This is a genomic window from Streptomyces sp. NPDC059828, from assembly GCF_042731955.1.
In the GTDB taxonomy this organism is placed as follows: domain Bacteria; phylum Actinomycetota; class Actinomycetes; order Streptomycetales; family Streptomycetaceae; genus Streptomyces.
The window spans coordinates 4,357-16,533 of sequence record NZ_JBHWIW010000003.1 but is presented as its reverse complement, the minus strand read 5'-3'; the positions used below and the strand labels follow the sequence as shown (position 1 = coordinate 16,533).

General features: G+C 68.6%; 7 protein-coding genes. All 7 read right to left on the bottom strand.

Going from position 1 to position 12,177, the window contains the following annotated elements:
• Positions 1 to 27: 27 nt before the first annotated feature.
• Entirely contained in the window at positions 28 to 573 is a 546-nt protein-coding gene (locus ACFV6V_RS02405; protein ID WP_385557894.1) for a CinA family protein, read from the bottom strand.
• The gene (pgsA, locus tag ACFV6V_RS02400; RefSeq protein WP_385557891.1) at positions 570 to 1,256 is read right to left on the bottom strand and encodes a CDP-diacylglycerol--glycerol-3-phosphate 3-phosphatidyltransferase; all 687 of its coding nucleotides are present in this window, start codon (positions 1,254 to 1,256) and stop codon (positions 570 to 572) included. Before pgsA ends, ACFV6V_RS02405 begins: the two co-directional genes overlap by 4 nt.
• Entirely contained in the window at positions 1,253 to 2,776 is a 1,524-nt protein-coding gene (gene rimO / locus ACFV6V_RS02395) for a 30S ribosomal protein S12 methylthiotransferase RimO (protein ID WP_385557888.1), read from the bottom strand. The genes pgsA and rimO overlap by 4 nt, the downstream gene beginning before the upstream one ends.
• A gap of 176 nt (positions 2,777 to 2,952) precedes the next feature.
• Complete coding sequence (locus ACFV6V_RS02390; protein WP_385557886.1) at positions 2,953 to 3,822, bottom strand: helix-turn-helix domain-containing protein; 870 nt, start codon at positions 3,820 to 3,822, stop codon at positions 2,953 to 2,955.
• Between the two features lie 191 nt (positions 3,823 to 4,013).
• A complete protein-coding gene (locus ACFV6V_RS02385) occupies positions 4,014 to 6,749 on the bottom strand; it encodes a DNA translocase FtsK (RefSeq protein WP_385557883.1) in 2,736 nt (911 codons plus the stop codon).
• Between the two features lie 144 nt (positions 6,750 to 6,893).
• Positions 6,894 to 7,574 carry a two-component system response regulator gene (locus ACFV6V_RS02380; RefSeq protein WP_385557880.1) on the bottom strand — a complete coding sequence of 227 codons (681 nt, stop codon included), beginning with the start codon at positions 7,572 to 7,574 and terminating at the stop codon, positions 6,894 to 6,896.
• Between the two features lie 307 nt (positions 7,575 to 7,881).
• Positions 7,882 to 12,177 (bottom strand): HAMP domain-containing protein (locus ACFV6V_RS02375; protein WP_385557877.1); only part of this gene is annotated, 4,296 nt, incomplete at its 5' end.

Genomic DNA, 12,177 nt, shown 5'->3' with positions numbered 1-12,177 from the left:
TGACGTGTTCACTCAGGGCTGCAAACATCAAGTCCCCCCGTTCTGTTCCGTATCCTGTGCCCGCCCGTTCCGCGAGAGTTCTCCGGCAAGCAGCTCGAGCACGCTCCGTACACTCTCTCTACGGATTTCCGCACGGTCGCCGTTCAATCGCAGTGAGAGCGCTTTCCGGGTCCCATCCGGTCTCGCGACCGCCACGAAGACCGTCCCCACGGGTCGTCCGTCCTGCGGCTCCGGCCCCGCGACGCCCGTGGTCGCGATGCCCCAGCCGGCGTCCAGACCGGCCTTCACCCCTGCGGCCATCTGGACCGCCACGTCCGGATCGACCGCACCGCTCAGGGCCAGCAGGGCGGCGTCGACTCCCAGGAGGTCACGCTTCACCGCCGTCGCGTATGCCGTGACGGATCCGCGGAAGGACTTCGAAGCCCCTGGGACGGCGGTCAGCTCGGCGGCCACGAGACCGCCCGTCAGGGACTCGGCGACCGCGAGGGTCTCCCCGCGCTCCGCGAGCAGCGCCAGCACCCGGGCGGCGACGCCGTCGGGGACGGCGTCCATCGCGCCGGGGACGGCGGTCATCGCATGGTCTCCGAGGCGCCTTTCCGGCTGCGCGCCGCCTCACGCTCGGCCGCGAGACCCCTGCGCCGCAGAACCACGGCCTGCCGTACGTAGTCGAGCCCGGTGACCACCGTCAGCACGACCGCCACGGCCATCACCCACCAGCGCAGGGTGGCCAGCGGCCCGGTCAGCGCGAGGACGTACATCCCGACCGCGGTGCCCTGCGCCAGCGTCTTCATCTTTCCGCCGCGGCTGGCGGGAATCACTCCGTGCCGGATCACCCAGAAGCGCATCAGGGTGATCCCGAGCTCACGGAAGAGGATCACTCCCGTGACCCACCAGGGCAGGTCCCCGAGTGCCGAGAGGCAGATCAGTCCCGACGCCATGATCGCCTTGTCGGCGATCGGGTCAGCGATCTTGCCGAAGTCCGTGACCAGGTTGTAGGTGCGGGCGAGATGGCCGTCGAAGAGGTCGGTGATCATGGCGACGGCGAACGCCGCCCAGGCCCAGGCGCGCCAGGCGGGGTCGTACCCGCCGTTCTGGAGGAGCAGGATCACGAATCCGGGCACCAGCAGCAGCCTCACCATGGTGAGGATGTTGGCGATGTTCCACAGACTGGCCTGGTTGACGGCAGCGGCCCCCAGCTTGCCGCCGGGCGCCGGCCTGCCGGTCCCGCCCGCCGCGGACGCGGGGACTCCCGTCATCTGGCTGCCTCCTCACACCGCTCCGACACGACCTCGGCCACCAGGTCGACGCCCTCGGTGCCCACCACCTTCGCCTCGACCATACGACCGGGCACAAGGCCCTCGGCGGCCGTGAAGATCACCTGGCCGTCGGTCTCCGGAGCCTGGTGCGCGGCGCGGCCCACGGCTGCGTACTCGTCCTCGTCCAGGACGTCGTCCGGATCCTCGCTCCCGACCCCGTCGAACACCGACTCGACCAGTACCTCCAGGGTCTCCCCGATCCGCTCGTCCGCGCGCTGGGCGGTGAGCTCCTCGGCGAGCCGGGACAGATGCGCGAGGCGCTCGTCCACGGTGTCCTGGTCGAGCTTGGTGTCGTACGTGGCGGCCTCGGTGCCGTCCTCGTCGGAGTAGCCGAAGACGCCGATGGCATCGAGCCGTGCGTCCGTGAGGAAGCGCTCCAGCTCGGCGAAGTCGGCCTCGGTCTCGCCGGGGAAGCCCACGATGAAGTTCGAGCGCACCCCGGCCGCCGGTGCCTTGGAGCGGATCGTCTCGAGCAGTTCGAGGAACCGCTCGGTGTCCCCGAAGCGCCGCATCGCACGCAGCACACCGGGCGCGCTGTGCTGGAAGGACAGGTCGAAGTAGGGCGCGACCTTCTCCGTCGACGTGAGCACGTCGATCAGGCCGGGGCGCATCTCGGCGGGCTGGAGATAGCTGACGCGGACCCGCTCGATGCCGTCGACGGCCGCGAGGTCCGGCAGCAGCGTCTCCAGCAGCCGGATGTCTCCCAGGTCCTTGCCGTAGGAGGTGTTGTTCTCGGAGACCAGCATGATCTCCTTGACGCCCTGCTCGGCGAGCCAGCGCGTCTCGCCGAGGACATCGCTGGGGCGCCGGGAGATGAAGGACCCGCGGAAGGACGGGATGGCGCAGAAGGAGCAGCGCCGGTCACAGCCGGACGCGAGCTTCACGGAGGCGACGGGGTTGGTGTCCAGTCGCCGCCGCAGCGGTGCGCGCGGGCCTGAGGCGGGAGCGAGACCCTCCGGCAGGTCCGCCGGTACGCTCTCGGGCTCCGGTGCCTGGGCGTGCCCGGGCAGGGCGACTGCGGCCGTCTGCCGCTCCGCCGGGCTGATCGGCAGCAGCTTGCGTCGGTCGCGCGGGGTGTGCGAGGCGTGGATGCCGCCGCTGAGGATGGTCTGGAGCCGGTCGGAGATGTCGGAGTAGTCGTCGAAGCCCAGCACACCGTCCGCTTCGGGCAGCGCTTCGGCGAGCTCCTTGCCGTAGCGCTCGGCCATGCATCCGACGGCGACGACGGCCTGGGTGCGGCCCTGGTCCTTCAGATCGTTGGCTTCGAGGAGGGCGTCGACGGAGTCCTTCTTGGCGGCCTCGACGAAGCCGCAGGTGTTGACGACGGCGACGTCGGCGTCGGCGGCTTCTTCGACGAGCTCCCAGCCGTCCGCTGCCAGGCGACCTGCGAGCTCCTCCGAGTCCACCTCGTTACGGGCGCAGCCAAGAGTGACAAGGGCGACGGTACGGCGTTCGGGCATGGGCTCAAGACTACTTTGTCCGAGCCCACGCCTGATCCGCGAGGCTGCCGGCGGACACGGCGCCGCGGAACGGCAGGCCGCGGGCTCCCTGATCAGCGGTTATCGGCTTCCGGGACCAGCCGAGCGGACCTGCCCACCACACGGACCGGCCCCGGACGGCCCCGGGAGCAGGCGGCTCAGCCCGCCTCGGGGTCGCCCTTGGTGTAGGAGAGCCGCTCGACCTGACCCGGCTCGAACTTGTCTTCGACCTTCTTGCCGTTCACGAAGAGCTCGATCGCCCCGGCGTTGCCCAGGATCAGATCCAGCCGCTCCTCGTCCTGGAAGGTCTTGGACTGCCCTTCCTCGAGCAGACCGTCGAAGAGCAGTTTGCCACTGGCGGACTTCGCTGAGATCCAGCTCTTGTCACCGACGGCGGACACCTTGACCGTGACCTTGTCCTGCGGGACCGCGGCGATCGCGCTGTCCGAGGGGTCGGGCTTGGCGGGCTGGGACTGCTGAGGCAGCGGCTGTGCGGGCTGCTGGCTCGCCGGCGGCTTCGGGCTGGTCTTGGCCGGGGCAGCACCCTCGGCGACGTTCTTGGTGGTCTTGGCCGTGTCATTGCCACTGAACAGCGTGAAGGCGGCGAAACCGATGACCGCGACGATCGCCGCGACCATCGCTGCGGTCCAGTTCGGGCGCCTGGGCTCTGGGCGGATACGTTCCGCCTCGAAGAGCGGCGCGGCGGGCGTCGGCGACGGCCGGCCGCCGTGGCCGGCGTCGTACTGCGCCACCAGCGGGGCTGGATCCAGTCCAACGGCGCGGGCGAGGGTCCCGATGTGGCCACGCGCGTACACATCGCCACCGCAGCGGGAGAAGTCATCCTGCTCGATCGCCTGCACGATGGGGACGCGGACACGGGTGGAGGTACTGACCTCGTCAACGGTCAGGCCTGCCGCGCTGCGGGCATCTTGCAGCGCGCGACCGATCGAAGGCCGATCATCTTCGATCAAAGATCGGTCCTCCGCGATCGAAGGCCGGTCGTCTTCGGGGGAGTTGCCGATGGACACGAGTGCGCCTTTCGAGCGTGTAACCACCTGCTGGAGGTTCAGTCTAGGGGTGGTACGAAAGGGTGGGGCAACCGGGCGGATGCCGTTTGTACGCCATCAGAATGGCCGGACAGCGGGAGGGGGGAGCCAGCGCTCCTGGCCCTCTCTCCAACTTGACGTATGACCAAGTGAAACGGTTGCCTCACTTTTCCCTACGGGTGAGCCTCCCCCCGTATCACCGCCAGCACTCCATCCAGTTCCTCGGGTTTCATGAGTACGTCGCGCGCCTTCGAGCCCTCGCTGGGACCCACGATGTTCCGGGACTCCATGAGGTCCATCAGCCGGCCCGCCTTCGCGAAACCGACCCGAAGCTTGCGCTGGAGCATCGAGGTCGAGCCGAACTGGGTGGACACCACCAGCTCGGCCGCCTGGCAGAGCAGGTCGAGATCGTCGCCGATGTCCTCGTCGATCTCCTTCTTCTGCTTCGTGCCGACCACGACGTCGTCCCGGAAGACCGGGGCCATCTGGTCCTTGCAGTGCCGGACGACCGCGGCGACCTCCTCCTCGGTCACGAAGGCGCCCTGCATACGGGTCGGCTTGCTTGCGCCCATCGGAAGGAAGAGACCGTCGCCCTTGCCGATCAGCTTCTCGGCCCCCGGCTGGTCGAGGATGACCCGACTGTCGGCCAGTGAGGAGGTCGCGAAGGCGAGCCGGGACGGCACATTGGCCTTGATGAGGCCCGTGACCACGTCGACGGACGGCCGCTGGGTGGCCAGTACCAGATGGATTCCCGCCGCGCGCGCCAGCTGGGTGATGCGGACGATGGCGTCTTCGACATCGCGGGGAGCCACCATCATCAGATCCGCGAGCTCGTCCACGATCACCAGGAGATAGGGATACGGCTGGAGCTCGCGCTCGCTGCCCGCGGGCGGTGTGACCTTGCCGAGCCGCACCGCCTGGTTGAAGTCGTCGATATGCCGGAAGCCGTAGGCCGCGAGGTCGTCATAGCGCAGGTCCATCTCACGGACCACCCACTGGAGTGCCTCGGCGGCCCTCTTGGGGTTGGTGATGATCGGCGTGATCAGGTGCGGGATGCCCTCGTACGCGGTCAGCTCGACCCGCTTGGGGTCGACAAGGACCATCCGCACATCCTCCGGAGTGGCCCTGATCATCACCGAGGTGATCAGACAGTTGATGCAGGAGGACTTGCCCGAACCGGTGGCACCGGCGACCAGGACGTGCGGCATCTTCGCAAGGTTGGCCATGACATAGCCGCCCTCCACGTCCTTGCCGAGCGCCACCAGCATGGGGTGGTCGTCACCCGCCGCGTCGGCGAGGCGCAGCACGTCGCCGAGATTGACCATCTCGCGGTCGGTGTTGGGGATCTCGATACCGACCGCCGATTTGCCTGGGATCGGCGAGATGATCCGTACGTCGGGGCTGGCCACGGCATACGCGATGTTCTTGGTCAGGGCGGTGATCCGCTCGACCTTGACCGCCGGGCCCAGCTCGACCTCATAGCGGGTGACCGTCGGGCCGCGGGTGAAGCCGGTGACCGCGGCATCGACCTTGAACTCCGCGAAGACGTTCGTCAGCGAGGCGACGATCGCGTCATTGGCGGCGCTGCGAGTCTTGCCGGGCCCGCCGCGCTCCAGCAGGTCCAGTGAGGGCAGCCCATAGGTGATGTCACCGGACAGCTGGAGCTGCTCGGCCCGCGACGGGAGGGGCGCCGACTCCTCGGGAGCCGGCTTGGTCAGGTCCGGTACGGCCTCGCGGGGGGCGGGCGGCTGCTCGGTACGAGCCCCGGGGACGGGCCCCGTGGCACGCTCCCGCTCCGCGCTGAGGTCCCGGGTCAGGTCGGCGACGACGGGGGACGGCGGCAGCCCGCCCAGCACGGCACCGTCGAGGGCGGCGGCGGCAGCGGCGGCCACGTCGATCGCGTCCATGGGGCGGCCCGTGCCGGGCCGCGCCGGGGAGCCGCGCGACTGCCGACGCCGCGACAGCGCGGCTTCCTCGGCCTGCTCGGCGTCGTACACGTCGCCGGCTGCCGCCCCGGCCGCCGGGCGCCGACGGCGCGCGGGGCGGACGGCCGGGCCATCCCGCCACTCCTCGTCCGCCCGCTCGTCCGCCGCGCCCGCCTCGTACGGCGGGTCGAGGAGTCCGAGATTCACACCGAGCGCACGCAGCCGCCGCGGGATCGCGTTGACCGGGGTCGCGGTGACGACCAGCAGCCCGAAGACGGTCAGGAGCACCAGCATGGGCACGGCGAGCACCTCGCCCATGGCGAAGACCAGCGGCTTGGAGACGCCCCAGCCGATCAGCCCGCCCGCGTCCTGGATCGCTTCCGTGCCCTCGTCGCGACCCGGTGAGCCACAGGCGATGTGGACCTGGCCGAGCACCCCGACGACCAGCGCGGACAAGCCGATGACGATGCGGCCGTTGGCCTCCGGCTTCTCGGGGTAGAGGATCAGCCGCACGGCGATCGCGGTGAGCAGTATCGGCACGAGCAGATCGAGCCGCCCGAAGGCGCCCGTGACGAGCATCTCGACGAGGTCCCCGACGGGACCGCGCAGATGGGACCAGGTGCCCGCGGCGACGACCAGGCCGAGACCGAGCATCAGGAGGGCGAGGCCGTCCTTGCGGTGCGCCGGATCGAGCCCCTTGGCCCCGCGCCCTATGCCGCGCAGCATCGCACCGACACCGTGCGCGAGACCCATCCACACGGCGCGCAGGAGCCAGACGACACCCCCGGTGGGATTGGGGGCGGGTGCGGGTGCGGCCTTCCTGGCCGCTGCCTTCTTCGCGGGCGCCGGCTTCTTGGCAGCGGCCTTCTTCGCCGGTGCCTTCTTGGCGGGTGCCGCTTTCGCGGCAGCGGTGGTACGGCCGGCACGCGGCTTCGCGGTGCCCGCCGTGCCCTGGGAACCCTTGCCGGACGTACGAGAGGCCATGATGGTGAGGTTACCGGTGTGACCGGCGGTGGACACGCGTGCCCACCGCTTCACCCTTTCGTGTCGCCCTCGCCGCGTACGGAAACTGACGCCCGCTCAAACGGAATGTGGACGAACTACGCGCAGAGCGCCCCCGAGGGCGGGTCAGTTCTGCGAGGGGAGCGAGGGGGCGCCGCTTCCGGTGCCCGGCTCCAGGGCGTCCAATGCCCTGCGCAGCCCGGTGAGCTTGCGTTCGAGATGGGCGGCGGTGGCGAGGGCCGCGGCATCTGCCGATTCGTCGTCGAGTTGCTTCGACAGGGCTTCCGCCTGCTCCTCAACGGCCGCGAGACGTGCGGAGAGTTCGGCGAGCAGCCCTGCGGGCTCCCTGCTGTCCCCCGCGCCGACATGACCGCCTTCCAGCTGGAGCCGGAGCAGCGCGGCCTGCTCGCGCAGCTGGCAGTTCTTCATGTAGAGGTCCACGAACACGGAGACCTTGGCGCGGAGCACCCACGGGTCGAACGGCTTGGAGATGTAGTCCACCGCGCCTGCGGCATACCCGCGGAAGGTGTGGTGCGGGCCATGGTTGATCGCGGTCAGGAAGATGATGGGGATGTCACGGGTCCGCTCCCGCCGCTTGATGTGCGCAGCGGTCTCGAATCCGTCCATTCCCGGCATCTGGACGTCCAGGAGGATGACCGCGAAGTCATCCGTCAGAAGCGCTTTGAGCGCCTCTTCTCCTGACGATGCCCGAACCAGTGTCTGATCGAGCGCAGAGAGGATGGCCTCCAGCGCCAGCAGATTCTCCGGCCGGTCATCGACCAGGAGGATCTTGGCCTTCTGCACCATGCCTCGCCCTCCTCGCCCCGGCTGGGGTCACCCCAGCCCGAAAAGCCAGGGTAAGCACCGGGCGCCGCCCCAGGGGGCGACTCCCTTGCGCCGCCCGCCCTTGTGCCGGTCATGGTAGCCGCACCCCGCCCATCGCCACACCCTGTCACCGCGATGTCACTGTGTACGTAGCAGAAACGCCGCAGGAGACCAGAAGGTTCCCCGAATACCGCGCCCTCACACCCCACCGGCGACAGTCAGTCAGCGACCGGGAGGTAGGGCCCCACGGGCCGCGACCGGACAGCGGGCTGTCGCAGCCCAGCCACCGTCACTTCCCGCGCATCCACTGCTCCATGACCGTGAGCAGATGGTCGGGGTCGACCGGCTTGGTGACATAGTCGGAAGCGCCCGATTCGATGGCCTTCTCCCGGTCCCCCTTCATCGCCTTCGCGGTGAGGGCGATGATGGGGAGGCCGGCGAACTGGGGCATCCTGCGGATCGCCGCCGTCGTCGCGTAGCCGTCCATCTCCGGCATCATGATGTCCATCAGTACGACTGCCACATTGTCATGCTGTTCCAGTACTTCAATGCCTTCGCGCCCGTTCTCCGCGTAGAGCACGGACAGACCGTTCTGTTCCAGAACGCTCGTCAGCGCGAAGACATTGCGGATGTCGTCGTCGACGATGAGCACCTTCTCGCTGTGGAACTCGAAGGTACGCCGCGGCTCCTGCACACCGTCCTGCTGGTGCTGGCCGTTCCACGATTCCCCCGCCGCCCCCGGCTGCCCCGGGAGCGCGGTCCTCAGATCCGCACCACCCAGCGCCTTGCGCCGGCGCCGGAAGAGCATCGCGGGGCCCGGCTGCGCGTCGCCGCCCGCGGCGGGCTGAACACCCTGCTGCGTGGCCGCTCCACCCGCTTCGAGCGCGGCCGCGTCGTCGCCCCCCGCTGACTGAGCGTCGGTGCCGGGCGCGAGCTGCACATAGCCCTGCGGCGGCAGTTCACTCGGGTGCAGGGGCAGATACAGAGTGAAGGTGGAGCCGCGGCCGGGCTCGCTCGCCGCATGGATCTCGCCACCGAGCAGCCTGGCGATCTCCCGGCTGATGGACAGACCGAGGCCCGTACCGCCGTACTTGCGGCTGGTCGTGCCATCCGCCTGCTTGAACGCCTCGAAAATCACCCGCATCTTGCTGGCGGCGATCCCGATACCGGTGTCGGTCACCGAGAAGGCGATGAGATCGGCGTCCGCGTCACGCAGCGACCCCGCCTCCAGGAGCTGCTCACGGATGGACTGGGGCACATCGCTGTTCGCCGGCCGGATCACCAGCTCCACCGCCCCCGTGTCGGTGAACTTCACCGCATTCGACAGCAGGTTGCGCAACACCTGGAGCAACCGCTGCTCATCGGTGTGCAGGGTGGCCGGGAGCTCGGGCGACACCCGTACCGAGAAGTCGAGGGCCTTCTCGGCCGTGAGCGGCCGGAAGGTGGCCTCCACATAGTCGACCAGCTGCACCAGGGCGATCCGGGTCGGGCTGACGTCCATCTTGCCCGCCTCGACCTTCGACAGGTCGAGGATGTCGTTGATGAGCTGCAACAGATCGGAGCCCGCGCCGTGGATGGTCTCGGCGAACTCAACCTGCTTCGGAGTGAGGTTGGTCTCGGCGTTGTCTGCCAGCAGCTTCGCGAGGATCAGCAGCGAGTTCAGCGGGGTGCGCAGCTCATGTGACATGTTGGCCAGGAACTCCGACTTGTAGCGCATGGAGACGGCGAGCTGCTCGGCCCGCTCCTCCAGCACCTGTCGTGCTTCCTCGATCTCGGTGTTCTTCACCTCGATGTCGCGGTTCTGCTGGGCGAGGAGCTCGGCCTTCTCCTCCAGTTCGGCATTGGACGACTGGAGCGCCCGCTGCCGGTTCTCCAGCTCCGCCGACCGCTCGCGCAGCTGCTCCGTCAGTTCCTGCGACTGCTTGAGCAGCAGCTCGGTCTTGGTGTTGACGCTGATGGTGTTGACGCTTGTCGCGATCATCTCGGCGAGCTGGTTGAGGAAGTCCCGCTGGATCTGGGTGAACGGCTGGAACGAGGCCAGCTCGATCACACCGAGCACCATCCCCTCGAAGAGCACCGGCAGCACGATCACGTACGCGGGCGGAGCCTCACCCAGCCCCGACGAGATCTTCAGATAGCCCGGCGGCACGCTGATCTGGATGGTTCGCTTCTCCTCTGCCGCCGTACCGATCAGGGTCTCCCCGGGCCGGAACGACGTGGGCATCGCGCCCGTGTAGCCGTAACTCCCCCGCATCACCAGCTCGTACGAGCTGCCGTCGACGTGCGAGCCGAGGTCCCCGCCGCTTGTCGGCATCGCCACGAAGAACGCGCCGTGCTGCGCGGTGACCACCGGAGTCAGCTCGCTCATGATGAGCGAGGCCACATCGTCGAGATCCCGGCGGCCCTGCATCAGACCCGAGATACGAGCCAGGTTGCCCTTGAGCCAGTCCTGCTCCTCGTTGGCCAGAGTGGTGTCACGCAGGTTCGCGATCATCGTGTTGATGTTGTCCTGGAGGACCTGGATCTCACCGGCCGCATCCACGTCGATCTTGAGGTTGAGGTCGCCCCGGGTCACCGCGGTGGCGACGGCCGCGATGGCCCGCACCTGCCTGGTCAGATTCCCGGCCATCTCGTTCACCGACTCGGTGAGGTCGCGCCAGGTGCCGTCGACGTCCCGCACGCGCGCCTGACCGCCCAGCATTCCGTCCGTGCCCACCTCACGGGCCACCCGGGTGACCTCTCCGGCGAACGACGACAGCTGGTCGACCATCGTGTTGATGGTGTTCTTCAGCTCGAGGATCTCGCCCCGCGCATCGATGTCGATCTTCTTGGTGAGGTCACCCTTGGCGATGGCGGTGGTGACAGCGGCGATCTGACGCACCTGACCGGTCAGGTTGGAGGCCATCGAGTTCACCGACTCGGTGAGGTCCTTCCAGGTACCGGACACGCCGGGCACCCGGGCCTGGCCGCCCAGCTCGCCCTCCGTACCCACTTCCCGGGCCACACGAGTCACCTCGTCGGCGAACGACGACAGCGTGGTCACCATGGTGTTGACCGTGTCGGCGAGCTCGGCGACCTCACCGCGCGCTTCGACGGTGACCTTCTTCGTCAGATCACCGTGGGCGACCGCGGACGACACCCGGGAGATGTTGCGCACCTGACTGGTCAGATTGGCCGCCATGGTGTTGACGTTGTCGCTGAGGTCCTTCCAGATGCCGGTGGCACCACGCACCCGCGCCTGTCCACCGAGGATGCCCTCGGTGCCCACCTCACGGGCCACCCGCGTCACCTCGTCGGCGAAGTTGGACAGCTGGTCCACCATCGTGTTGACGGTCGTCACCAGCTCGAGGATCTCGCCCTTGGCGTCGACGGTGATCTTCTTCGACAGATCGCCCTTGGCGACCGCCTTCGTCACCTCGGCGATGTTACGCACCTGCGAGGTGAGGTTGTTCGCCATGAAGTTGACGGACTGGGTGAGGTCCTTCCAGGTACCCGAGACGCCCTGGACCTCAGCCTGGCCGCCGAGGATGCCCTCGGTGCCCACCTCGCGGGCCACCCGGGTCACCTGCTCGGCGAACGACGACAGCTGGTCGACCATCGTGTTGAGCGTGTTCTTCAGCTCGAGGATCTCGCCCCGCGCGTCCACATCGATCTTCTGCGACAGATCACCGCGCGCCACCGCCGTGGCGACCTGGGCGATGTTGCGGACCTGCGCCGTGAGATTCCCCGCCATGCCGTTCACGGAGTCGGTCAGGTCACGCCACACGCCCGCGACCCCCTGCACCTGCGCCTGACCGCCGAGCCGTCCGTCCGTGCCCACCTCACGGGCCACCCGGGTCACCTGGTCGGCGAACGACGACAGCTGGTCGACCATGGTGTTGATGGTGTTCTTCAGCTCGAGGATCTCGCCCCGCGCGTCCACATCGATCTTCTGCGACAGATCACCGCGCGCCACCGCCGTCGTCACCTGGGCGATCTGCCGCACCTGCGAGGTCAGGTTCCCCGCCATGAAGTTGACGGAGTCCGTGAGCTCCTTCCAGGTACCGGAGACACCGGGCACCCGCGCCTGGCCACCGAGCCGGCCCTCCGTGCCCACGTCACGCGCCATCCCCGTGACCTGGTCGGCGAACGACGAGAGCTGCGCCACCATCGTGTTGACGGTGTTCTTCAGCTCCAGCATCTCCCCGGCCACATCGACCGTGACCTTCTGCGTCAGATCACCGTTCGCGACCGCCGTCGTCACCTGAGCGATATCCCGCACCTGACCGGTGAGATTACGGAACGCCGTGTTGACCGAGTCGGTCAGGTCCTTCCACGTACCCGCGGCACCCGGCACCTGCGCCTGCCCCCCGAGACGCCCCTCGACACCGACTTCCCGGGCCACCCGGGTCACCTCGGAACCGAACGACTGGAGCTGCGCCACCATCGTGTTGACGGTGTTCTTCAGCTCCAGCATCTCCCCGGCCACATCGACCGTGACCTTCTGGGACAGATCACCGTTCGCGACCGCCGTCGTCACCTGAGCGATATCCCGCACCTGACCGGTGAGATTACGGAACGCCGTGTTGACCGAGTCGGTCAGGTC

What these genes read in the sequence shown, in the direction of transcription:
- ACFV6V_RS02385 (WP_385557883.1), bottom strand. Translation starts at nt 6,749, where the DNA reads ATGGCCTCTCGTACGTCCGGCAAGGGTTCCCAGGGCACGGCGGGCACC.
- ACFV6V_RS02405 (WP_385557894.1), bottom strand. Translation starts at nt 573, where the DNA reads ATGACCGCCGTCCCCGGCGCGATGGACGCCGTCCCCGACGGCGTCGCC.
- rimO (WP_385557888.1), bottom strand. Translation starts at nt 2,776, where the DNA reads ATGCCCGAACGCCGTACCGTCGCCCTTGTCACTCTTGGCTGCGCCCGT.
- ACFV6V_RS02380 (WP_385557880.1), bottom strand. Translation starts at nt 7,574, where the DNA reads ATGGTGCAGAAGGCCAAGATCCTCCTGGTCGATGACCGGCCGGAGAAT.
- pgsA (WP_385557891.1), bottom strand. Translation starts at nt 1,256, where the DNA reads ATGACGGGAGTCCCCGCGTCCGCGGCGGGCGGGACCGGCAGGCCGGCG.